This is a genomic window from Mesorhizobium sp. WSM3864 (assembly GCF_002294955.1).
In the GTDB taxonomy this organism is placed as follows: Bacteria; Pseudomonadota; Alphaproteobacteria; order Rhizobiales; family Rhizobiaceae; genus Mesorhizobium.
The window spans coordinates 33,035-54,953 of the sequence record NZ_NSGD01000001.1 but is presented as its reverse complement, the minus strand read 5'-3'; the positions used below and the strand labels follow the sequence as shown (position 1 = coordinate 54,953).

The window sequence follows — 21,919 nt, the reverse complement described above, 5'->3', positions numbered from 1 at the left end:
CTGATCAATACTTGCGGAAACTGGGCAGAGCGCTAACGGCCGGCAGTATGAGTAAAGTCCGGCACGATGTGCGGAATGTCGTCGAAACCGAAGCCGAGCCCCCTTGTCAGGCCGTAGAAAATGCCGATCACGATCGCGGTGACGATCGTCGTGCGGATCGCCGCGCGCAGCATATGCGGTCCCTTCGGCGCGCTCGAGACCGTGCCGAGCGTCACGTCCTTGTCCTCATCCTGGGTGCGCAGGCTGAAGGGCAGCACCGCAAACAGCACCAGCCACCAGGTGACGAAGAACAGTGCGACGAAGGAAACCCAGTTCATGCCTGCTCCAATTCGACCAGCGTGCCGAAGAAATCCTTGGGATGCAGGAACAGCACCGGCTTGCCATGCGCGCCGATCTTCGGATTGCCGTCGCCGAGCACGCGCGCGCCGCTCGCCTTGAGCTGGTCGCGCGCGACGAGGATATCGTCGACCTCGTAGCAGACATGATGCATGCCGCCCGACGGGTTCTTCGCGAGGAAAGCCGCGATCGGTGAAGCGACGCCCAGCGGCTCCAGCAGCTCGATCTTGGTGTTGCCGACATCGACGAACACAACCGTGACGCCATGTTCCGGCAGCGCCTGCGGCTCGCTCAGCCGAGCGCCCAGCGTATCGCGATACGCAGCTGTCGCCGCAGCCAGGTTCGGCACGGCAAGCGCGACATGATTTAGGCGTCCGAGCATAAGCGCTCCGAAAGTTAGGGGAGTAGGGGGTAGGAAAAACTCCGAGCTATTTGCTCTTCCCTACTCCCTTATTCCCGTACTCCCCTACTCCCTTATCTAGTGACAAACACCGTCACCAGCGGCTTCTTGCCCCAGGCTTCGTTGGCGGCGCCGCGGACGGCGCGGCGCACGGCCTCCTGCACAAGGTCGAGGTCTTTTCTGCGCTGGCGGGGGATCGAGTCCACCGCGCCGATTGCCGCATCGAGCATCAAGTCCTCTAGCGCCTCGCCGCTGGCATCGGCCTCGGCGACGCCGATCGCCACCAGATCCGGATCGCCGGCTAGCTCGTATTTCTCGTCGAGCACGACGTTGACCGCGACATGTCCGGCATAGGACAGCTTGCGCCGGTCGCGTATGCCCATCGCCTGATCGGTGCCGATCAAGTATCCATCCTTGTAGAGGCGGCCGAACGGCACCTGGTCGATGATCGTGGCCGGACCGGGCCAGAGCCTCAACATATCGCCGTCGCGCACCTGCGCCACCTGGCCGATGCCCGACATCGACATCAGCGAGCCCTGCGCCACCAGATGCGCCGCCTCGCCGTGCACCGGCACGCCGATCTGCGGCCGCACCCATTCATACATCTTGCGCAACTCGCTGCGGCGCGGATGGCCGGAGACATGCACCAGCGCGTCGCCGTCCTCGATGATCTTCATGCCGAGGTCGATCAGCCGGTTCTTGATTTCCAGGATCGCCTTCTCGTTGCCGGGAATGGTGCGCGACGAAAACACCACCGTGTCGCCGGCCGTCAGCGCCACCGACTTCATCTCGTCGCGCGAAAGCTTCGCAAGTGCGGCCAGCGGCTCGCCCTGGCTGCCGGTGCAGATGACCACCAGATTCTCGCGCGGGATATAGCCGTAATCCTCCTCGGCAATGAATTCCGGCAGGCCGTCCATGTAGCCGAGTTCGGTCGCGACATCGATCACGCGCTTCAGCGAGCGGCCGAGCACAAGGCACTGCCGGCCTGCATCCCGCGCAGCCTTGGCGATCGAAATGATGCGCCCGACATTGGAGGAAAAGGTGGTGACCGCGACGCGGCCCTTGGCGTTTTCGATGACGCCTTTCAGGCCCTCGCCGACCGCCACTTCCGACGGCGACTCCCCTTCCCGCAGCGCATTGGTGGAATCGCAGATCAGCGCCAGCACGCCCTTGTCGCCATAAGCGCGGAAGCGCGCCTCATCCGTCTTGGGGCCGATCGTCGGCGCCGGATCGATCTTCCAGTCGCCGGTGTGGATTACCGTGCCGGCGGGCGTAGCGATCGCCAGCGACATCGGCTCGGGAATGGAATGCGCAACCGGGATGGCTTCGATCTCGAACGGCCCGATGGTGAACGTCTCGCCGGCCCTGTAGATCATTGCCGGGATTTTTGGCGCGTTCTGCTCGCCCTGCCGTTTGGCCTCCAGCAGGCCGGCGGTGAACGGCGTCATCCAGACCGGCACTTTGAGCTTCGGCCAGATATCGAGCAGCGCGCCGTAATGGTCCTCATGCGCATGGGTTATGATCACGCCGCGCAAGCCGTCGAGGTTCTCCTCGATGAAGCGTGTGTCGGGCAGGATCAGATCGACGCCCGGATGTGCGCTGTCCGGAAATGTGACTCCGACATCGACTACGATCCATTCGCGCGCGTCCGCGGGCCCGTAGCCATAGAGGGCGAAGTTCATGCCGATCTCGCCGACGCCGCCGAGCGGCGCGAAGACGAGTTCGGCGTTCTCAGTATTCGCCATTAAATCCTTTCCTTCCTGGCCAGTCAGGCCAAGCCAATCAAATCAAGTCGTCAAAGACGGGCCGACGCGACCGCGCCGAAATGCACGTCGCCGGCCGCGATCGTCAAAACAGTTCCGTCATCGTCGCGGATCACGAAACGGCAGTCCTCGTCAATGGTTTCGAAGACGCCGCGCACCACATTGCCGTCAATTCTGACAGCAACCTCACCGCCGAGCCCCGCGGCGCGAGCCAACCAGCGTTTCCTGATCGCGCTAAGTCCCCGCCCGTCGTCCCACAATCTGAAATTCTCGCTCCAGGCATCCGAGAGCGCCAGGAACAGCATCTCGGCATCGCAATTGGCGCCAAGTGCCTGCAGCGACGTCGCCGGATAAGGCAGATCCTCGGGGTATGCCACGACGTTGACGCCGATGCCGACGGCAACCGCGAAACGGCCGCCTTCGAGCAGAGCCGATTCCAGCAGGATGCCGGCAAGCTTGGCGCCGGTGGCGAGCACGTCGTTCGGCCATTTCAGCTCGAAGCGGTTGCGTCCTTCGCTGGCTCCGTCCAGGCCAACGGCGATCCGCTCTTGCGGAACGACGGCATCGAGCGCGTCGGCCAATGCAAGCCCAGCGACGAAGCCAAGCGTCGCGGCGAGCCGCAACTCGCCATTCGGAACCAGAAGCAGCGTCGCCGCCAGATTGCCTTCAGGCGTCGCCCAGGCGCGGCCGCGCCGACCGCGTCCGCTTTCCTGCCTCTTCGAGACGACCCAGAGTTTTCCCGGATCGCCCGCGCGTGCATGCTCAAGCGCCAGCGCGTTGGTCGAGCCGACGCTGTCATGGGCCTCGAGCCGGAACCCCTCCGACGCCGCGGTTGGAGCCAGCCGAAATGCCATCCCGTCAGAAGAAGGTCTTGGCGGCGGCTTCGGCATAGCTGCCGATCGGCCCGCCGATCAGCACATAGAACAGCACGAAGGCGCCGCTGACGCCGAGCACGAGGCGCAATTCGCTGGCCATCGGCACAAAGCCGCCGACAGGCTCGTCGAACCACATGATCTTGATGATGCGCAGGTAATAGTAGGCACCCACCACCGAAGCCAGCACGCCGATGATCGCCAGGGCATAGAGATGCGCGTTGATGGCGGCGAGGAACACGTACCATTTCCCCCAGAAGCCGGCGAGCGGCGGAATGCCGGCCAGCGAGAACATCAGGATGGTGAGGATGGTGGCCATGATGGGATTGGTCGAGGCGAGGCCCGCCAGATCGCCGATCTGCTCGACATTGCCCTCCTTGCGCCGCATGGCGAGGATGAAGGCGAAGGTGCCGAGCGTCATCACCAGATAGATCAGCATGTATATCGCCACGCCGCGCACGCCGGCCTGGCTGTTCGCGGCAAGGCCGACCAGCGCGTAGCCCATATGGCCGATCGAGGAATAGGCCATCAGCCGCTTGATGTTGGTCTGGCCGATCGCGGCGAAGGCGCCGAGCGCCATCGAGGCGATCGAGATGAAGACGACGATCTGCTGCCAGTCGGCGGCGATCGGCTTGAAGGCGCCCATGGTGACGCGCACGATCAGCGCCATCGCCGCCATCTTCGGGGCGGCGGCCAGGAAGGCGGTGATCGGCGTCGGTGCGCCCTCATAGACGTCCGGCGTCCACATGTGGAACGGCACCGCCGAGATCTTGAAGGCGAGGCCGGCGAGCACGAAGACAAGGCCGAAGACAAGGCCGAGCTGACGTTCGCCGCTGCCCAGCGCCGTCGCGATCTCGTGAAAGCCGGTGTTGCCGGTATAGCCGTAGACCAGCGAGATGCCGTAGAGCAGCATGCCCGACGACAGCGCGCCGAGAACGAAATATTTGAGGCCGGCCTCGGTCGAGCGGACATTGTCACGGTTGATCGCCGCCAGCACATAGATCGCCAGCGACTGCAGCTCGAGCCCGAGATAAAGGCCGATCATGCCGTTGGCCGAGATCATCAGCATCATGCCGAGCGTGCACAGCACGATCAGCACCGGATATTCGAACTTGTCGAAATGCTCCTGCCTGGCAAACCGCATCGACATGACGAGCGTGACGGCCGAGCCGATCAGCGCCAGCATCTTCATGAAGCGGCCGAAGGAGTCCTGGACGAAAGCGCTGCCATAGGCAGACCCCTCGCCGCCGGAGAAAGCCAGCCACAGGCCGGCGATCACAAGCACCGCGACCGCGAGCCCGGTCACCGTCGTGGTGTTGTTGGAGCGCGAATAGGCACCCACCATCAGAAGCGCCAGCGCGCCGATGGCGAGGATCAGTTCCGGCGTTGAGAGCGAAAGGCTGGAGAGAAGGTCCGGCGTCATGGTATTTCCCCGGTCAGTTCGCCGCCGCGGTTTGCGCGGAATTGATGGATGCGGTGACGTTGGTGACGAGCGCCTTGACCGACTGCGTGGTGGCATCGAAGACAGGCGCCGGATAGACGCCGAAGAAGATCACCAGCACCACCAGCGGGTAGATGATCGCCTTCTCGCGCGTCGACAGATCGAGCAGGTTCTTCAGGCTCTCCTTGGTCAGTGCGCCGAAGATCACGCGGCGGTAGAGCCAGAGCGCATAGGCTGCCGACAGGATCACGCCGGTAGCGGCGAAGAACGCCACCCAGGTGTTGACCCGAAATACGCCGAGCATGGTCAGGAACTCGCCGACGAAGCCGCTGGTGCCCGGCAGGCCGACATTGGCCATGGTGAAGATCATGAACGCGGTCGCGTATTTCGGCATGTTGTTGACCAGCCCGCCATAGGCGTCGATCTCGCGCGTATGCATGCGGTCGTAGATGACGCCGACGCACAGGAACAGCGCGCCGGAGACGAGGCCGTGGCTGAGCATCTGGAACATCGCGCCCTGCACGCCCTCCTGGTTCATCGCGAAGATGCCCATGGTGACGAAACCCATATGGGCGACCGACGAATAGGCGATGAGCTTCTTCATGTCCTCCTGCATCAGCGCCACCAGCGAGGTGTAGATGATGGCGACGACCGAGAGCGTGAAGATCAGCGGCGCGAACATCTCCGACGCCAGCGGGAACATCGGCAGCGAGAAGCGCAGGAAGCCGTATCCGCCCATCTTCAACAGGATGCCGGCCAGGATGACCGAACCCGCCGTCGGCGCCTCGACATGCGCGTCGGGCAGCCAGGTGTGCACCGGCCACATCGGCATCTTCACCGCGAAGGAGGCAAAGAAGGCGAGCCACAGCCAGGTCTGCATGTTGGCCGGGAAGCTATGCGTCAGCAGCGTGGTGATGTCGGTCGTGCCGGACTGGAAGAACATCGCCATGATGGCGAGCAGCATCAGCACCGAGCCGGCAAGCGTATAAAGGAAGAACTTGAACGAGGCATAGACGCGCCGCTTGCCGCCCCAGACACCGATTATGATGAACATCGGGATCAGGCCGCCCTCGAAGAAAACGTAGAAGAGTACGATGTCGAGCGCGCAGAACACGCCGATCATCAGCGTCTCGAGGATCAGGAAGGCGATCATGTAGGCCTTGACCCGCTTCTCGATCGCATCCCACGAAGCCAGGATGCAGAGCGGCATCAGGAAGGTGGTCAGGATGACGAACAGCATCGAGATGCCGTCGACGCCCATATGATAGGAGATGCCCGAATCCAGCCAGGCGTGCTTCTCGACGAACTGGAAGCCGGCCTGCGAATTGTCGAAACCCTTCCAGATGAACAGCGACACCACGAAGGTGAACGCCGTCGTGATGAAGGCGATCGAGCGGATGTTACGGCGCGCGTTTTCGCTGTCGTCGCTGATCGGCAGAATGAGCAGAACACCAACCAGCGGCAGGAAGGTGACCAGCGAGAGGATTGGCCAGTCGGTCATCAGAGCATCATCCAGGTGACGAGAGCGGCCACGCCGATCAGCATGGCGAAGGCATAGTGGTAGAGGTAGCCGGTCTGCAATTTGACGACGCGGTTGGTGACGTCGACGACGCGCGCCGAGATGCCGTCCGGGCCGAGCCCGTCGATGATGGCGCCGTCACCGGTCTTCCATAGGAACCGGCCGAGGCGCTTCGCCGGCCGCACGAAAAGGAAGTCGTAGAGCTCGTCGAAATACCATTTGTTGAGCAGGAAGCCGTAGAGCAGGCGATGGTTGGCGGCGACGCTCCGGGGCAGTTCCGGCGAGCGGATGTAGAACTTCCACGCGACCGCAAAGCCGATGACCATGGCGATGAACGGAGCCAGTTCCACCCACAACGGCAATTCGTGGATCTCGTGCAGGATGTGGTTGTCCGGCAGCGTGAACAGCGAGGCCTTCCAGAACTCGGCATAGCCCTCGCCGATGAAGGCGCCGTGGAAAATGACACCGGCAAACAGCGCGCCGGCAGCCAGCACGTAGAGCGGCACCAGCATCACCGGCGGCGATTCATGCACGTGATGCATGACCTCGTGGCTGGCGCGCGGCTCGCCGTGGAAGGTCATGAAGATCAGTCGCCAGGAATAGAAGCTTGTGAAGGCGGCGGCGATCACGAGCAGCACGAAGGCAAAGCCCGCGACCGCGTTGTGGCTGGCAAAGGACGCTTCGATGATGGCGTCCTTGGAGAAGAAGCCGGCGGTGCCGATCACCGTCGCCGGGATGCCGACGCCGGTCAGCGCCAGGGTGCCGATCACCATCATCCAGTAGGTCTTGGGGATGAGCGTCCTCAACCCGCCCATCAGGCGCATGTCCTGCTCGTCGGAGACGGCGTGGATGACCGAGCCCGAGCCGAGGAAGAGCAGCGCCTTGAAGAAGGCATGCGTGAACAGATGGAAGATCGCCGCGCCATAGGCGCCGACGCCAAGCGCCACGAACATGTAGCCGAGCTGCGAGCAGGTCGAATAGGCGATGACGCGCTTGATGTCGTTCTGGACAAGGCCGACGGTGGCCGCGAAGAAGGCGGTGAAGGCGCCGATGAAGGTGACGACGGTCAGCGCCGAATGCGACAACTCGAACAGCGGCGAGAGTCTCGCCAGCATGAACACGCCGGCCGTCACCATGGTCGCGGCATGGATCAGCGCCGAGACGGGCGTCGGGCCTTCCATGGCATCGGGCAGCCAGGTGTGCAGCGGCACCTGCGCCGACTTGCCCATGGCGCCCATGAAGAGCAGCAGGCAGACCACCGTCAGCGCCGTGTGCTTGTCGAGCGCATGGCCTAAGAAGGTGAGCACCGCGGCTCCCTCCGGCGCGCCTTCGGCCGGAAGGAAGGAAGCTGCGTTGGCAAAGACTGTGCCGAGATTGACCGAGCCGAACAGCACGAAGACGCCGAAGATGCCGAGCGCGAAGCCGAAGTCGCCGACGCGGTTGACGACGAAGGCCTTGATCGCCGCGGCGTTGGCGGAGGGCTTCTTGTACCAGAAGCCGATCAGCAAATAGGAGGCGAGGCCGACGCCTTCCCAGCCGAAGAACATCTGCACCAGATTGTCAGCCGTCACCAGCATCAGCATCGCGAAGGTGAACAGCGACAGATAGGCGAAGAAGCGCGGCCGGTTCGGATCGTGGTGCATGTAGCCGATCGAATAGATATGGACCAGCGCCGACACGGTGTTGACGACGACCAGCATCACCACCGTCAGTGTGTCGATCCTGAGCGCCCAGGCGACGTCGAGCCCGCCCGCCTGGATCCAGCGCAGCACCGGCACGGTGAACACTTCGCCATGGCCGAAGCCGACGGTGAAGAAGGCGATCCACGACAGCACCGCCGCGATCACCAGGAAGCCGGAAGTGATGTATTCGGATGCCTTGGCGCCGAGCGAATTGCCGAACAGGCCGACAATCAGGAAGCCGAGCAGCGGAAGGAAGACGATGGCCTGGTACATGGTTGTTCCCGTCAACCCTTCATCTGGTTCACGTCTTCGACCGCTATCGAGCCGCGGTTGCGGAAGAAGACGACAAGAATGGCAAGTCCGATCGCGGCCTCCGCCGCGGCGACCGTCAGCACGAACAGGGCGAATACCTGCCCTACGAGGTCATGCAGCGCCGCCGAGAAGGCGACGAAGTTGATGTTGACCGCGAGCAGGATCAGCTCGATCGACATCAGGATGACGATGATGTTGCGGCGGTTCAAAAAGATGCCGAACACGCCGAGCGTGAACAGGATCGCCGATACGGTCAGATAATGCGCGATGCCGACGACCATCTCAGATACCCTCGCCCGACTTGACCTTGCGGATTTCCATGCCCGTTGCCGGCGTGCGGCCGACCTGGGCGGCGATCGACTGCCGCTTGACGCCTTCCTTGTGGCGCAGCGTCAGCACGATGGCACCGATCATGGCGACCAGAAGCACGAGGCCGGCGATCTGGAAATAATAGAGATAGTCCGTGTAGAGGATGTCGCCGAGCGCCGCCGTGTTGGAGCGCGCGGCGAGGTCCGGCGTTGCCTTCGCCACCGTCGAGGCAAGCTGCGGCGCGAAGCTGTAGCCGCCGAGCACGACGATCAGTTCCGCCGCCAGGATCAGTCCGACCAGCGCGCCGATCGGCGCATATTGCAGCGCGCCCTGCTTCATCTCCGCGAAGTCGACGTCGAGCATCATGACGACGAAAAGGAACAGCACCATCACAGCGCCGACATAGACGACGAGCAGGATCATCGCCAGGAACTCGGCGCCGGTCAGCATGAACAGGCCAGCGGCATTGAAGAAGGTGAGGATCAGGAACAGCACCGAATGCACGGGGTTGCGCGACGAAATGACCATGAAGGCCGACGCCACGGCGATAAAGGCGAAGAGGTAGAAAAAGACCGCCTCTAGTCCACTCAGCATGGGGTTCCCTCGGGTTCCTGTCCGAACACTGGCTCAGCGCCCCTGCTCGATGTCGCCGCCGCCTCCGGCTGGCAAAGTTGCGTGTTCCTATCGCATGTTCCGATCGGGTTGAAAGACCCGATCGAAAGAAACATGCGACACTCTTTTCATTCCGGAGGATGATCTGGTCCGAAAGTCTGCAACTTTTCGGGGACCATCCTTTGGACGAGGCCCTCGCCCCGTCCATGCGTCAAATGTCAGCGATAGGGCGCGTCCAACGCGATGTTGCGCGCCAGCTCACGCTCCCAGCGATCGCCGTTCGCGAGCAGCTTTTCCTTGTTGTAGTAAAGCTCCTCGCGCGTCTCGGTCGCGAATTCGAAATTCGGCCCCTCGACGATGGCGTCGACCGGGCAGGCTTCCTGGCAGAAGCCGCAATAGATGCACTTCACCATGTCGATATCGTAGCGCACGGTGCGCCGCGTACCGTCGTTGCGGCGCGGGCCGGCTTCGATGGTGATCGCCTGTGCCGGACAGATCGCCTCGCAAAGCTTGCAGGCGATGCAGCGCTCCTCCCCATTGGGGTAGCGGCGCAGCGCGTGCTCGCCGCGGAAGCGCGGGCTGGTCGGTCCCTTCTCGTGCGGATAGTTGATCGTCTCCTTCGGCGCAACGAACTGGCGCATCGACAGGAAGAAGGCGCTGACGAAATCCTTCAGCAACAGGGCCTTTGCGGCTTGGGCAAGAGCGGACATCACGCAAACCCCGTGATCTTGAGGAAGGCCGCGGTGGCGACGACCATGAACAGCGAGATCGGCAGGAAGACCTTCCAGCCTAGCCGCATCAGCTGATCATAGCGGTAGCGCGGCACAAACGCCTTCACCATCGAGAACATGAAGAACACCAGGCAGACCTTGAGCACGAACCAGATCAGGCCGGGCACCCAGGTGAAGGGCGCGAAGTCGAACGGTGGCAGCCAGCCGCCGAGGAACAGGATGGTGGCCAGCGCGCACATCAGGACGACGGCGACGTACTCGCCCAGGAAGAAGAGCAGGAACGGCGTCGACGAATATTCGACCATGTGTCCGGCGACGAGTTCCGATTCCGCTTCCACCAGATCGAAGGGCGGACGGTTCGTCTCGGCCAGCGCCGAGATGAAGAACACGATGAACATCGGGAATAGCGACAGCCAGTGCCAGTCGAGGAAGGTGTTGGGCAGGCCAAGCTTGGTGCCGAGGCCATCCTGCTGCGAGAGCACGATGTCGGAGAGGTTGAGCGAGCCGACGCAAAGCAGCACGGTGACGATGACGAAGCCGATCGACACCTCGTAGGACACCATCTGCGCGGCTGAGCGCAGCGCGCCCAGGAACGGATATTTCGAGTTCGACGCCCAGCCGCCCATGATCACGCCGTAGACCTCGAGCGAGGAGATGGCGAAAACATAAAGGATGCCGACATTGATGTTAGCGATAGCCCAGCCTTGATTGACCGGAATGACCGCCCAGGCCGAGATCGCGAGCACGGCTGAGACCAGTGGCGCCAGCAGGAAGACGCCCTTGTTGGCGCCCGACGGGATCACCGGCTCCTTGAAGACGAATTTCAAAAGGTCGGCGAAGGCCTGCAGCGTGCCCCAGGGACCGACCACGTTCGGGCCGCGGCGCAGCTGCACCGCCGCCCAGATCTTGCGGTCGGCATAAAGCACGTAAGCCACGAAGATCAAAAGAACGACGATCAGCACGACCGACTTCAACAGGATCAGCAGCGCCGGCAGCACGTAGAAGGAAAAGAAGGTGTCCATGCTTATTCCGCCGCCTGCTTGAAGCCGCTCTTGGCCAGCGCCGAGCACTCAGCCATCACGGCCGAGGCCCGCGCGATCGGGTTGGTGAGATAGAAGTCCTTCACCGGCGAGGTGAAGGTGCCCTTGTTCAAGCGCCCGCCGAGCTTCGCCGCCCTGGCAACGCCGTCGGCGCTGCCCGCCGCGACATGATCGACGCGGGCAAGATGCGGGTATTCGCCATAGAGCTTGGCGCGCAGCTGCGCGAGCGAATCGAACGGCAGCTTCTTGCCGAGCACATCCGACAGCGCCCGCAGGATCGCCCAGTCCTCGCGCGCTTCGCCCGGGGCGAAACCGGCGCGGTTGGTCTGCTGCACGCGCCCTTCCGTGTTGACATAGGTGCCGGATTTTTCGGTGTAGGCAGCAGCCGGCAGGATGACATTGGCGCGGTGCGCGCCCGCATCGCCATGCGTGCCGATATAGACGACGAAGGCGCCGCCGGTCTTGGCCATGTCGATCTCGTCGGCGCCAAGCAGGAACAGGAGATCCGTCGCGCCCAGCATGCCCGCGACATTCTTGCCGCCCTCGCCCGGCACGAAGCCGACGTCGAGCCCGCCGACTCTGGCCGCCGCGTTGTGCAGCATCGCGAAGCCGTTCCAGTCGGCCGTGACGGCATTGACGGCCGTCGCCAGCCTTGCCGCCTGGCCGAGCACTGCCGCGCCGTCCGAGCGCGCCAGGGCGCCCTGGCCGACGATGATCAGCGGATGCGCTGCATTCTTCAGCACCTCGAAGAACTTGCCGTTGCCGTCGGCCAAGTCCTTCAAGGACTCTGGGCCGGCGCCGATGAGCTCGTAGTCATAACGCGTGTCGCCGATCTCGCCGATGACGCCGATCGGCAGGTTGCCGACGCGCCAGCGCTTGCGGATGCGGGCGTTGAGCACCGAGGCCTCGAAGCGCGGATTGGCGCCGACGATCAGCACCGCGTCGGCCTGCTCGATGCCTTCGATGGTCGGATTGAAGATGTAGCTCGCGCGGCCGAGCGACGGATCGAGCGCAGCGCCGTCCTGGCGGCAGTCGATGTTCTTGGAGCCGAGCGCTGCCATCAAAAGCTTGAGCGCATAGATTTCCTCGACTGCGGCGAGGTCGCCGGCGATGGCGCCGATGCGCTCGGGCGCGGTCTTCGACACCTCGTTCTTGATCGCCGTGAAGGCTTCCGCCCAGCTTGCCGGAGCAAGCTTGCCGTTCTTGCGAACGTAGGGACGATCGAGGCGCTGGGTGCGCAGGCCATCCCAGATGAAGCGCGTCTTGTCCGAGATCCACTCCTCGTTCACGGCCTCGTTGACGCGCGGCAGGATGCGCATCACCTCGCGGCCGCGGCTATCGACGCGGATCGCCGAGCCGACGGCGTCCATGACGTCGATCGACTCCGTCTTGGTCAGCTCCCACGGCCGCGCCTGGAAGGCGAACGGCTTGGAGGTCAGCGCGCCGACCGGGCAAAGGTCGATGACGTTGCCCTGGAGCTCCGAGGTCATCGCCTGTTCGAGATAGGTGGTGATCTCGGCATCCTCGCCGCGGCCGATCAGGCCGAGTTCGGAGATGCCGGCGACCTCGGTCGTGAAGCGGACGCAGCGCGTGCAGTGGATGCAGCGGTTCATCACCGTCTTGACCAGCGGACCGATATACTTGTCTTCGACCGCCCGCTTGTTCTCATGGTAGCGCGAGGAGTCGACGCCGAAGGCCATCGCCTGGTCCTGCAAGTCGCACTCGCCGCCCTGGTCGCAGATCGGGCAATCCAGCGGATGGTTGATCAGCAGGAACTCCATCACGCCTTCGCGGGCCTTCTTGACCATCGGCGTGTTGGTGAAGATTTCCGGCGCTTCGCCATTCGGGCCGGGGCGCAGGTCGCGCACGCCCATGGCGCAGGAGGCCTGCGGCTTGGGCGGGCCACCCTTCACCTCGATCAGGCACATGCGGCAATTGCCGGCGATGGACAACCGCTCATGGAAGCAGAAGCGCGGCACTTCCGCGCCGGCGTCCTCGGCCGCCTGCAGCAGCGTGTAATGGTCGGGTACCGTGATCTCTTTCCCGTCGACCTTGAGCTTTGCCATTCGCCTCAAACCCTCGCGGATTTCCCGCAATCTTTCGTTCCGGGGCGCGACTGCGCCCGGCATTTCATCTCACTATTTGGCGGCCAGCGCCGCCGCTTGGCCAGTCCAGTCGTCGCGGCCGACGCGGCCGGCGAGCGACAGGTAATCCTCGACCCAGGCGATCTCTTCCAAGGTCCAGGCAGCGATCTGGTCGTAGGACCAGATGCCAAGACCATTCAGCACCTTCTCCAGCTTCGGCCCGATGCCCGATATCGCCTTCAGGTCGGACGGCTTTGCCGGCTTGTCGATCGCCTTGGGCTGCCTGAAATCTTCCGGCATCAGACCGGTCGCGGCCGTTCCGGCTACCGTGTCGCCTCTCGCGTCGAGCGCCTTCTCAGCGCTGGCGTTCGCCGCGATGTCGGTCACATCCCTGGCGAAGGTCTGCGCCTCGGCGATCAGCGTCTCGGTCGCTTTGCGCGCTTTGGACGAATTGTTGGCGGCCTCGGTCCGCGCCTCGAGATCGTCGAGGAACGGCTGGAGCATTCGCTGCGAGGCTTCGACGGCGCCGGAGAGCGCGCCCATCCAGACACCCAGGGCATGGTTGGCGAAACCGATGCCTACCGCAGATAGCGCAGCCACGCCCGCGACAGGATGCGCCATCAGGTTGACGGCGCTGGCCATCTCCCGCGGCATCATCTTGGTCAGGTCCGGGTTCATCTTCTCGAGTTCGTCCAAATAAGGCATCAGCGGGTAGGCTATCGAATACGGCGCCATAGACATCTCCTGGTCGTTTCTTCGTACGCCCCGCCCCTGCTTTCCGTCCCGGGCAATGCCCGTCTTTACAAATCTATTCCGCCGCCGCCATCACCGGCTCGACCCGGTGCGCGTTGCGCGAAAACTCGTCGATGCGGCGCTCCACCTCGCCACGGAAATGCCGCATCAGGCCCTGGATCGGCCAGGCCGCGGCATCGCCCAGCGCGCAGATCGTGTGACCTTCCACCTGCTTGGTGACATCGAGCAGCATGTCGATCTCGCGCTTCTGCGCTTCGCCGCGCACCAGCCGTTCCATCACCCGCCACATCCAGCCGGTGCCTTCGCGGCACGGCGTGCACTGGCCGCAGCTCTCATGCTTGTAGAAGTAGGAAAGCCTGGCGATCGCCTTCACGATATCGGTCGACTTGTCCATGACGATGACAGCCGCAGTGCCGAGGCCGGATTTGAGGTCGCGCAATGCATCGAAATCCATCGGCGCGTCGATGATCTGCTCGGCCGGCACCAGCGGCACCGAAGCGCCGCCCGGGATGACCGCGAGCAGATTGTCCCAGCCGCCGCGAATGCCGCCGCAATGCGTCTCGATCAGTTCGCGGAACGGGATCGACATCGCCTCTTCGAAGGTGCACGGATTGTTGACATGCCCGGACACGCAGAAGAGCTTGGTGCCGGCATTGTTCGGCCGGCCGAAGGACGAGAACCAGGCAGCACCCCGGCGCAGGATCGTCGGCGCCACGGCGATGGATTCGACGTTGTTGACCGTGGTCGGGCAGCCATAAAGGCCGACATTGGCCGGGAATGGCGGCTTCAGTCGCGGCTGGCCCTTCTTGCCCTCGAGGCTTTCGAGCAGCGCCGTCTCCTCGCCGCAAATATAGGCGCCGGCGCCGTGGTGCATATAGACGTCGAAGTCGTAGCCGGAGGTGTTGTTCTTGCCGATGAGCTTGGCCGCATAAGCCTCGTCGATGGCGCGCTGCAGCGCCTCGCGCTCGCGGATGAACTCGCCGCGCACATAGATGTAAGCAGCGACCGCGCCCATCGCGAAACCGGCGACCAGCGCGCCCTCGACCAGCGTATGCGGATCGTTGCGCAGAATGTCACGGTCCTTGCAGGTGCCGGGCTCGGATTCGTCGGCATTGATGACGAGATAGCTCGGCCGGCCATCGCTCTGCTTGGGCATGAACGACCATTTCAGGCCGGTCGGGAAGCCGGCGCCGCCACGGCCGCGCAGGCCGCTTGCCTTCATTTCGTTGATGATCCAGTCGCGTCCCTTGGCGATCAGGCCGGGTGTATCGTCCCACATGCCGCGCGCCTGCGCTCCGGCCAGCGACTTGTCGAAGAGGCCGTAGATGTTGGTGAAGATGCGGTCTTTGTCCTGAAGCATTGTTCGTCCCTCAGACCGGCTTCTTGCCGAAGACGCGGATGTACTCGGCGACGCCGCCCTTGGCCAGCGCCTTGGCCTGCTTCGCCCAGTCGTCGCGCTCGATACGGCCGCGGAAATTGAGATAGCCGTCGACCCATTCGCGCTCGGCCTTCCTCCACGCAGAGACCTGCGCGAAAGTATAAATGCCAAGCGAATGCAGGACGCCTTCGATCTTCGGACCGACACCGGAGATCAGCTTCAGATCGTCGACCGTTGCCGGACGCGCGATCCCGGCCGGGCGGTTCTTGTCCTCGAGCGAAGGCTTGGCCGTCTTGGTCGCAGGCTGCTTCGCTTCCGGCGACTTGAAGGCGGACGCCGGCTCGGCCTTGGCCTTCGGCCCGCTGCGCGGCTTCGAAACCGCCTCGACTTCCGGAGAAGCCTGGTTGGCATTGGCTGCGGAGTGGCGCGGCGCCCTGACGCTGGCCGCCTTCTCGGTGGCGGGCGAAACCTTGACCGGCGACGGTGTCCTTAGTGCCGGACTGGTTTCGGGCGCGTCGGTTTTCGGCTTGCCGGATTTCGATGGCCCGACAGGGGCCAAGGGCGGCGCGGCAGGCGCCTGCGAGACGACGGCGGCGGATGCAGCAGCGGGCGCTGCGGCAGCGGCTTGTCTGGCTGCCTTCGCGGCGGCCTTGGCTTCCTTGTCGCGGGTGGATTTCAGGATTGCCTTCTCGCTCTTCAGCGTGGTCAGGCCCGTGGCCGGCTCCGAACCGATGCGGCCGTTCTGCGGACCGGGCTTCACCTCGGCGCCTTTGCCGGCTTCATAGAGATCGATGATCTCGGCAAGGCGCTCCGGCGTCAGGTCTTCGAACGTGTCCTTGAAGATCATGACCATCGGCGCGTTGACGCAGGCGCCGAGGCATTCGACTTCCTCCCACGACAGCGTGCCCTTGTCGTTGGTATGGAACTGGTCGTGATGGATCTTCGAGCGGCACACATCCATCAGCGCTTCCGAGCCGCGCAGCATGCAGGGCGTGGTGCCGCAGACCTGGATATGGGCGCGGGTCCCGACCGGATTGAGCTGGTATTGCGTGTAGAAGGTGGCCACCTCGAGGCCGCGGATGCGCGGCATGCCGAGCATATCCGAGATCGTCTCGATCGCCGCTTTCGTCACCCAGCCTTCCTGTTCCTGAGCGATCATGAGCAACGGGATGATGGCCGACTGCTCGCGTCCCTTCGGGTATTTGGCGATCCACTGCTGCGCCGCCGCGGCGTTCGCCTCGTTGAAGGCGAAGGAGGCTGGCTGGACGCTGGCATCTGCGAGACGGCGGACTGACATTCTTGCTGACCCGATTTAGTTATAGGTGCGATAGCAATTTTCGGTGGACCCGACCACACACACGAATTCCTCAGGCCCGCGTTTCAAACGCAAGAACTCGTCGTAGCGGTCGTTCCACCAAGTGACTCGCCCGCAATCGCGAGGTTTAGCAAGGCTCGGCATCTCGGCTACAAACGTCCTCTCGCCCTCACAAGGCGGCCCCGGAGGACGTCCGAGAACAAAAATTCCTGAATCCAAAAGGACGTGACCACCGAGTTCACGTACCGTCAGGAGATCGCCCTCTGCCACAAGCTTAAATCCGTCGTGAAGAAGATCGGTCGACGTAAGACCGTCTTGGGGCCCAGCTAGGGATGCCTCTACGGAAGCGGCAACACAAGCCGCCGCCAGCAGTGCTTTGGATCGCTGAGTTGCTCCCAATCTCACCGATCGACCTCACCAAACACGATGTCGAGGGAGCCAAGCACGGCGGTGACGTCGGCCAGCATGTGGCCGCGGCACAGGAAATCCATGGCCTGCAGATGCGCAAAACCCGGCGCGCGCAGCTTGCAGCGATAGGGCTTGTTGGTGCCGTCGGAGACGAGATAGACGCCGAACTCGCCCTTCGGCGCCTCGACAGCCGCATAGACCTCGCCGGCCGGCACGCGATAGCCCTCGGTATAGAGCTTGAAATGATGGATGAGCGCTTCCATCGAGCGCTTCATCGCCGCGCGCTTCGGCGGCACCACCTTGCCGTCGAGGTTCGACACCGGTCCGGCGCTCTCCTTGCCGAGCAGAAGATCGACGCACTGGCGCATGATCTTGGCCGATTGGCGCATCTCTTCCATGCGCACGAGATAACGGTCGTAGCAGTCGCCGTTCTTGCCGATCGGGATGTCGAAATCCATCTCGGAATAGCATTCATAGGGCTGCGCCTTGCGCAGGTCCCAGGCGGCACCCGAGCCGCGCACCATCACGCCCGAAAAACCCCAGGCCCAGGCGTCGGCGAGCGACACCGTGCCGATGTCGACATTGCGCTGCTTGAAGATGCGGTTGCCGGTGAGCAAGGCGTCAAGGTCGTCGACCGACTTCAGGAACGGATCGATCCACTTGCCGATATCCTCGATCAGCTTCTGCGGCAGGTCCTGATGCACGCCGCCTGGCCGGAAGTAGGCCGCATGCATGCGCGAGCCGGAGGCGCGCTCATAAAACACCATCAGCTTCTCGCGCTCGACAAAGCCCCACAGCGGCGGCGTCAGCGCGCCGACGTCCATCGCCTGCGTCGTCACATTGAGGATGTGCGACATGATGCGGCCCATTTCGGAATAGAGCACGCGGATCAGCTGGCCGCGCTTCGGCACCTCGATGCCGAGCAGGCGCTCGGCCGCGAGCGCGAAAGCATGCTCCTGGTTCATCGGCGCGCAATAGTCGAGCCGATCGAGATAGGGCACCGCCTGCAGATAGGTCTTGGCCTCGATCAGCTTCTCGGTACCGCGATGCAGCAGGCCGATATGCGGATCGACGCGATCGACCACCTCGCCGTCCAGCTCCAGCACGAGACGCAAAACCCCGTGCGCAGCAGGGTGTTGAGGCCCAAAGTTAATGTTAAAATTGCGGACGGAGGTTTCAGCCATTGTGGCGCCTCAATTTGGCTTCGCCTTTTCATCGCCCGGAAGGACGTAATCCGTTCCCTCCCACGGGCTCAAAAAGTCAAAGTTTCTAAATTCCTGCTTCAATTCCACCGGCTCATAGATGACTCGCTTGGCCTCGTCGTCGTAGCGAACCTCGACGAAGCCGGTCAGCGGGAAGTCCTTGCGCAGCGGATGCCCTTCAAAGCCGTAGTCGGTGAGGATGCGGCGCAGGTCCGGATGGCCGGAGAAGAGCACGCCGTAGAGATCATAGGTCTCGCGCTCGAACCAGTCGGCGCCGGGATAGACGCCGGTCAGCGACGGCACCAGCGTCTCCTCGTCGGCCTGGACCTTGAGGCGGATGCGGACGTTCTGCTTCGGCGACAACAGGTGGTAGACGACGTCGAAGCGCTTGGCACGCGACGGATAGTCGGCGCCGCAAATGTCGATGATCGAGACGAACTGGCAGCGCGGGTCGTCGCGCAGGAAGGTCGCGACCTCGGTCAAGTTGCCCGGCTCGACGCAAACCGTCAGTTCGCCATAAGCAAGCACCGTTTCGCCGATGCGGCCGGAGAGCTTCTCGCCGAGATAGGTGGAGAGTTCGTGCAACGCCAAGGCCATTGGTTCACCGTTCGATCGTGCCGGTGCGGCGGATCTTCTTCTGCAACAGGAGAATGCCGTAGAGCAGCGCTTCGGCGCTCGGCGGGCAGCCGGGGACATAGATGTCGACCGGCACGATGCGGTCGCAGCCGCGCACCACCGAATAGGAATAGTGATAATAGCCGCCGCCATTGGCGCACGAACCCATCGAGATGACGTAGCGCGGCTCCGGCATCTGGTCGTAGACCTTGCGCAGCGCCGGCGCCATCTTGTTGGTCAGTGTGCCCGCGACGATCATGATATCGGACTGGCGCGGAGACGCGCGCGGCGCGACGCCGAACCTCTCTGAGTCATAGCGCGGCATCGAGGTGTGGATCATCTCGACCGCGCAGCAGGCGAGACCGAAGGTCATGAACATCAGCGAGCCGCTGCGCGCCCAAGTGATCAGCGCCTCGGTCGAGGTGACAAGGAAGCCCTTGTCGGCCAGCTCATTATTGATCTCGAGGAAGAAGGGATCGTCCTCCCCCACCGGCCTGCCGGTGTTGGGATCGATGATGCCCTTGGGCTTCGGCGCGACGAGGGTGCCTGAACTGTCGTTCAATCCCATTCCAGCGCTCCTTTTTTCCATTCATAGGCAAAGCCGATGGTCAGCACCGCCAGGAACACCATCATCGACCAGAAGCCGAGCATGCCGAGCTTGGAGAAGGACACCGCCCACGGGAACAGGAAGGCGACCTCGAGATCGAAGATGATGAACAGGATCGACACCAGGTAGAAGCGGATGTCGAACTTCATGCGGGCGTCGTCGAATGAGTTGAACCCGCATTCATAGGCGGAAAGCTTTTCCGGATCGGGATTGCGGTAGGCAACCAGGAACGGCGCAACGATCAGCGCCAGGCCGACGACCATCGCCACTGCGATGAAGAGCACGATAGGCAGATACGAACTTAGGAGTGCGCTCATGCGGCGACTTTCCTTCGGCGGCCAGTTCACTTTGATTACAGCAACGGACTCTAAGGCGGAAGCGTGACAGTTTAACCCGCTGAACCGTTTTAGGTGGCCTATGCTGCGACGCGGCGAGGGTTAGCGCAGCGGTTTCGGCGACGCAAGTCAAACCTTGTTCAAAATCCGGCGCTGGACGCCATATCGGAAGAAACTGGTCCGATCCGCTCCTGTTTGATTTCCTTCATGTTTTACTCCACTTTTCTATCCTGACATATCTCCCGCCATTTGCCTGCTAGCATGGCCGGAATCACCGACTGGAAACCCCGGCAAAGGATCGGTAGCTGGATGAAGGAAAAGATCTCGCTCGCCGCAGCAAGGCGCATTGCGCTCGGTGCGCAGGGTTTTACCGATGCGCGGCCTGCCGGCACGCCCGATCGTCGCCATCTCGCCCGCGTGCTTTCCCGAACTGGCCTGCTGCAGATCGATTCCGTCAGCGCCGTGGTGCGCGCCCACTATATGCCGCTCTATTCGCGCCTCGGGCCCTACCCGCTTGCGCTGCTCGACAACGCGGCCGTCACCCGCAAGCGAACCGTCTTCGAATACTGGGCCCATGAGGCTTCCTTCCTGCCCGTCGAGACCTATCCGTTGATGCGCTGGCGCATGCAGCGCGCCGAGCAAGGCGAGGAAATGTATCTCGGCCTCGCCAAATGGGGCCGCGAGCGCAAGGCGATGATCGAGGAGATCTACGGGCAAGTCGCGCAACGCGGGCCGATCGCCGCCTCCGACATCGAAGGCCACAAGGGCAATGGCGGCTGGTGGGGCTGGAGCGAGGCCAAGCACGCTTTCGAATGGCTGTTCTGGGCCGGGCGCATCACCACCGCCTACCGGCGCGGATTCGAGCGCTATTACGACCTGCCCGAGCGGGTTCTGCCGCAGGCCGTGCTCGACCTGCCGGTGCCCTCGGTCGAGGACGCGCATCGCGAATTGCTGCGCATTTCCGCCCGCGCCCATGGCATCGCCACCTATGGCGATCTGCGCGACTATTTCCGCCTGGCGCCTGGCGATACGAAGGCCAGGATCGAGGAACTGGTCGAGGTGGGCGAACTGCTGCCGGTGAAGGTCGAAGGCTGGGACAAGCCCGCCTATCTCCACAAGGACGCCCGTTTTCCGCGCCGCATCGACGCGCGCGCCCTGCTCGCGCCGTTCGATCCGGTGGTTTTCGAACGCACTCGGACGGAAAAACTCTTCGGCTTCCGCTACCGCATCGAGATCTACACGCCGGCCGAGAAGCGCCAGTACGGCTACTACGTGCTGCCTTTCCTGCTCGGCGACCGGATCGTTGCCCGGGTCGATCTGAGAGCCGACCGCCCGGCCGGCGTGCTGCGCGTTCATGCGGCTTTTGCCGAAGCCGGCGCTCCCGCCGAAACGGCCGCACAGCTCTTCGATGAGTTGAAACAGGTGCAGGCATGGCTCGGCTTGGAAACCATCGAGGTGACGCCGGGCGGCGACCTTGGGCCGGCGTTGACCGACATTTCGGTGTCGTAGCCGCGCGTTGACATGCCAGCACCTCTAAGCCTAAATCCGCCGCAGACGGTCTCCTCCCGGCAAGGGGAGGAGCCAAGAGGGAATGCGGTGCGGGAAAACCCAAATCCGCGGCTGTCCCCGCAACTGTGAGCGACGAGCCTCAGCCGAAAACCACTGGGATGTTCCCGGGAAGGCGGCGCAAGGCGACGACCCGCGAGCCAGGAGACCTGCCGTCTGAGACATGAGAATCCGATCGCTCGGCGGGTTTTCCGGGCAAGGAGCCTGGTTTTGGATCGCAACGTCAGTTTTCCGGCTAATACCGCGGACATTTCGTCCGAACCCCGCGACGCGCTATCGGAAGTGACCGTCATCGTCTGCTCCTCCTGCCGAGATGAGACCGGTTCGGACGCGCATCCGCGTGCCGGCGCCCTCCTTGCCAAAGACGCGCGCCGCGCCGCGCCGGACGAGAAAATCCGCATCCGCACCGTCGAGTGTCTCGGCAATTGCAAACGCCGCCTGAGCGCGGCGCTGCTGCGCGACGGCTGCTGGAGCTATGTCTTCGGTGACCTGGAAACGACCAGCGGCGCCGACCTCGTCACCGGCGCAAAGCTCTTTGCCACCTCGACCGACGGCCTCATCCCCTGGCGAGGCCGGCCCGATTCCCTCAAGCGCGGCCTGGTTGCCCGCATCCCTCCCCTCGACCTGCTGAAGGACTGA

At 63.4% G+C, this 21,919-nt stretch carries 21 protein-coding genes and 1 riboswitch; of the genes, 2 read left to right on the top strand and 19 right to left on the bottom strand.

What is annotated here, in order from left to right; translation table 11 throughout:
* Positions 1–32: 32 nt before the first annotated feature.
* From CK215_RS00275 to CK215_RS00185, 19 genes are all read right to left on the bottom strand, one after another.
* Positions 33–317 (bottom strand): DUF1467 family protein, encoded by a 285-nt coding sequence (locus CK215_RS00275; protein ID WP_095779752.1) that lies wholly within the window; start codon positions 315–317, stop codon positions 33–35.
* Positions 314–718 (bottom strand): methylmalonyl-CoA epimerase, encoded by a 405-nt coding sequence (gene mce / locus CK215_RS00270; protein WP_095829781.1) that lies wholly within the window; start codon positions 716–718, stop codon positions 314–316. The genes CK215_RS00275 and mce overlap by 4 nt, the downstream gene beginning before the upstream one ends.
* 92 nt (positions 719–810) lie before the next feature.
* The gene (locus tag CK215_RS00265) at positions 811–2,481 is read right to left on the bottom strand and encodes a ribonuclease J (protein ID WP_095829780.1); all 1,671 of its coding nucleotides are present in this window, start codon (positions 2,479–2,481) and stop codon (positions 811–813) included.
* 50 nt (positions 2,482–2,531) lie between these two features.
* A complete protein-coding gene (locus CK215_RS00260; RefSeq protein WP_095829779.1) occupies positions 2,532–3,353 on the bottom strand; it encodes a biotin--[acetyl-CoA-carboxylase] ligase in 822 nt (273 codons plus the stop codon).
* A 4-nt stretch (positions 3,354–3,357) separates the two neighbouring features.
* The gene (nuoN, locus tag CK215_RS00255) at positions 3,358–4,794 is read right to left on the bottom strand and encodes an NADH-quinone oxidoreductase subunit NuoN (protein WP_095829778.1); all 1,437 of its coding nucleotides are present in this window, start codon (positions 4,792–4,794) and stop codon (positions 3,358–3,360) included.
* 13 nt (positions 4,795–4,807) lie between these two features.
* Positions 4,808–6,313: an NADH-quinone oxidoreductase subunit M gene (locus CK215_RS00250; protein ID WP_066998796.1), complete on the bottom strand. Its 1,506-nt coding sequence runs from the start codon at positions 6,311–6,313 to the stop codon at positions 4,808–4,810.
* Positions 6,313–8,286 (bottom strand): NADH-quinone oxidoreductase subunit L, encoded by a 1,974-nt coding sequence (nuoL, locus tag CK215_RS00245; RefSeq protein ID WP_095780845.1) that lies wholly within the window; start codon positions 8,284–8,286, stop codon positions 6,313–6,315. The genes CK215_RS00250 and nuoL overlap by 1 nt, the downstream gene beginning before the upstream one ends.
* An 11-nt stretch (positions 8,287–8,297) precedes the next feature.
* A complete protein-coding gene (gene nuoK / locus CK215_RS00240; protein WP_066998791.1) occupies positions 8,298–8,606 on the bottom strand; it encodes an NADH-quinone oxidoreductase subunit NuoK in 309 nt (102 codons plus the stop codon).
* Between the two features lies 1 nt (position 8,607).
* Positions 8,608–9,228, bottom strand: a complete 621-nt coding sequence (locus CK215_RS00235) for an NADH-quinone oxidoreductase subunit J (protein WP_066998787.1) — start codon at positions 9,226–9,228, stop codon at positions 8,608–8,610.
* Between the two features lie 236 nt (positions 9,229–9,464).
* Positions 9,465–9,956: an NADH-quinone oxidoreductase subunit NuoI gene (gene nuoI, locus CK215_RS00230; RefSeq protein ID WP_066998784.1), complete on the bottom strand. Its 492-nt coding sequence runs from the start codon at positions 9,954–9,956 to the stop codon at positions 9,465–9,467.
* The gene (gene nuoH / locus CK215_RS00225; protein WP_066998780.1) at positions 9,956–10,999 is read right to left on the bottom strand and encodes an NADH-quinone oxidoreductase subunit NuoH; all 1,044 of its coding nucleotides are present in this window, start codon (positions 10,997–10,999) and stop codon (positions 9,956–9,958) included. Before nuoH ends, nuoI begins: the two co-directional genes overlap by 1 nt.
* Before the next feature lie 2 nt (positions 11,000–11,001).
* Positions 11,002–13,083 carry an NADH-quinone oxidoreductase subunit NuoG gene (nuoG, locus tag CK215_RS00220; RefSeq protein WP_066998777.1) on the bottom strand — a complete coding sequence of 694 codons (2,082 nt, stop codon included), beginning with the start codon at positions 13,081–13,083 and terminating at the stop codon, positions 11,002–11,004.
* A 72-nt stretch (positions 13,084–13,155) separates the two neighbouring features.
* Positions 13,156–13,836, bottom strand: a complete 681-nt coding sequence (locus tag CK215_RS00215; protein ID WP_066998774.1) for an NADH-ubiquinone dehydrogenase — start codon at positions 13,834–13,836, stop codon at positions 13,156–13,158.
* A gap of 73 nt (positions 13,837–13,909) precedes the next feature.
* On the bottom strand, positions 13,910–15,214 hold the full coding sequence (gene nuoF / locus CK215_RS00210) for an NADH-quinone oxidoreductase subunit NuoF (protein WP_066998771.1): 1,305 nt from the start codon (positions 15,212–15,214) through the stop codon (positions 13,910–13,912).
* A gap of 10 nt (positions 15,215–15,224) precedes the next feature.
* A complete protein-coding gene (locus CK215_RS00205) occupies positions 15,225–16,529 on the bottom strand; it encodes an NADH-quinone oxidoreductase subunit E (protein ID WP_095829777.1) in 1,305 nt (434 codons plus the stop codon).
* Positions 16,530–16,948: 419 nt separating this feature from the next.
* Positions 16,949–18,139: an NADH-quinone oxidoreductase subunit D gene (locus tag CK215_RS00200; protein ID WP_067329169.1), complete on the bottom strand. Its 1,191-nt coding sequence runs from the start codon at positions 18,137–18,139 to the stop codon at positions 16,949–16,951.
* A 9-nt stretch (positions 18,140–18,148) separates the two neighbouring features.
* Positions 18,149–18,754, bottom strand: coding sequence for an NADH-quinone oxidoreductase subunit C (locus CK215_RS00195; RefSeq protein WP_066998762.1), 606 nt, complete (start codon positions 18,752–18,754; stop codon positions 18,149–18,151).
* A gap of 4 nt (positions 18,755–18,758) precedes the next feature.
* Complete coding sequence (locus tag CK215_RS00190; protein WP_013531090.1) at positions 18,759–19,340, bottom strand: NADH-quinone oxidoreductase subunit B; 582 nt, start codon at positions 19,338–19,340, stop codon at positions 18,759–18,761.
* A complete protein-coding gene (locus CK215_RS00185; RefSeq protein ID WP_027169002.1) occupies positions 19,331–19,696 on the bottom strand; it encodes an NADH-quinone oxidoreductase subunit A in 366 nt (121 codons plus the stop codon). The genes CK215_RS00190 and CK215_RS00185 overlap by 10 nt, the downstream gene beginning before the upstream one ends.
* Positions 19,697–20,023: 327 nt before the next feature.
* Between CK215_RS00185 and CK215_RS00180 the strand changes: the two genes are divergently transcribed.
* Positions 20,024–21,223 (top strand): winged helix-turn-helix domain-containing protein, encoded by a 1,200-nt coding sequence (locus tag CK215_RS00180; RefSeq protein ID WP_095829776.1) that lies wholly within the window; start codon positions 20,024–20,026, stop codon positions 21,221–21,223.
* A gap of 29 nt (positions 21,224–21,252) precedes the next feature.
* A riboswitch (cobalamin riboswitch) is annotated at positions 21,253–21,452 on the top strand.
* A gap of 38 nt (positions 21,453–21,490) precedes the next feature.
* A complete protein-coding gene (locus tag CK215_RS00175; RefSeq protein ID WP_095829775.1) occupies positions 21,491–21,919 on the top strand; it encodes a DUF1636 family protein in 429 nt (142 codons plus the stop codon).

What these genes read in the sequence shown, in the direction of transcription:
- CK215_RS00275 (WP_095779752.1), bottom strand. Translation starts at nt 317, where the DNA reads ATGAACTGGGTTTCCTTCGTCGCACTGTTCTTCGTCACCTGGTGGCTG.
- mce (WP_095829781.1), bottom strand. Translation starts at nt 718, where the DNA reads ATGCTCGGACGCCTAAATCATGTCGCGCTTGCCGTGCCGAACCTGGCT.
- CK215_RS00265 (WP_095829780.1), bottom strand. Translation starts at nt 2,481, where the DNA reads ATGGCGAATACTGAGAACGCCGAACTCGTCTTCGCGCCGCTCGGCGGC.
- CK215_RS00260 (WP_095829779.1), bottom strand. Translation starts at nt 3,353, where the DNA reads ATGGCATTTCGGCTGGCTCCAACCGCGGCGTCGGAGGGGTTCCGGCTC.
- nuoN (WP_095829778.1), bottom strand. Translation starts at nt 4,794, where the DNA reads ATGACGCCGGACCTTCTCTCCAGCCTTTCGCTCTCAACGCCGGAACTG.
- CK215_RS00250 (WP_066998796.1), bottom strand. Translation starts at nt 6,313, where the DNA reads ATGACCGACTGGCCAATCCTCTCGCTGGTCACCTTCCTGCCGCTGGTT.
- nuoL (WP_095780845.1), bottom strand. Translation starts at nt 8,286, where the DNA reads ATGTACCAGGCCATCGTCTTCCTTCCGCTGCTCGGCTTCCTGATTGTC.
- nuoK (WP_066998791.1), bottom strand. Translation starts at nt 8,606, where the DNA reads ATGGTCGTCGGCATCGCGCATTATCTGACCGTATCGGCGATCCTGTTC.
- CK215_RS00235 (WP_066998787.1), bottom strand. Translation starts at nt 9,228, where the DNA reads ATGCTGAGTGGACTAGAGGCGGTCTTTTTCTACCTCTTCGCCTTTATC.
- nuoI (WP_066998784.1), bottom strand. Translation starts at nt 9,956, where the DNA reads ATGTCCGCTCTTGCCCAAGCCGCAAAGGCCCTGTTGCTGAAGGATTTC.
- nuoH (WP_066998780.1), bottom strand. Translation starts at nt 10,999, where the DNA reads ATGGACACCTTCTTTTCCTTCTACGTGCTGCCGGCGCTGCTGATCCTG.
- nuoG (WP_066998777.1), bottom strand. Translation starts at nt 13,083, where the DNA reads ATGGCAAAGCTCAAGGTCGACGGGAAAGAGATCACGGTACCCGACCAT.
- CK215_RS00215 (WP_066998774.1), bottom strand. Translation starts at nt 13,836, where the DNA reads ATGGCGCCGTATTCGATAGCCTACCCGCTGATGCCTTATTTGGACGAA.
- nuoF (WP_066998771.1), bottom strand. Translation starts at nt 15,214, where the DNA reads ATGCTTCAGGACAAAGACCGCATCTTCACCAACATCTACGGCCTCTTC.
- CK215_RS00205 (WP_095829777.1), bottom strand. Translation starts at nt 16,529, where the DNA reads ATGTCAGTCCGCCGTCTCGCAGATGCCAGCGTCCAGCCAGCCTCCTTC.
- CK215_RS00200 (WP_067329169.1), bottom strand. Translation starts at nt 18,139, where the DNA reads ATGGCTGAAACCTCCGTCCGCAATTTTAACATTAACTTTGGGCCTCAA.
- CK215_RS00195 (WP_066998762.1), bottom strand. Translation starts at nt 18,754, where the DNA reads ATGGCCTTGGCGTTGCACGAACTCTCCACCTATCTCGGCGAGAAGCTC.
- CK215_RS00190 (WP_013531090.1), bottom strand. Translation starts at nt 19,340, where the DNA reads ATGGGATTGAACGACAGTTCAGGCACCCTCGTCGCGCCGAAGCCCAAG.
- CK215_RS00185 (WP_027169002.1), bottom strand. Translation starts at nt 19,696, where the DNA reads ATGAGCGCACTCCTAAGTTCGTATCTGCCTATCGTGCTCTTCATCGCA.
- CK215_RS00180 (WP_095829776.1), top strand. Translation starts at nt 20,024, where the DNA reads ATGAAGGAAAAGATCTCGCTCGCCGCAGCAAGGCGCATTGCGCTCGGT.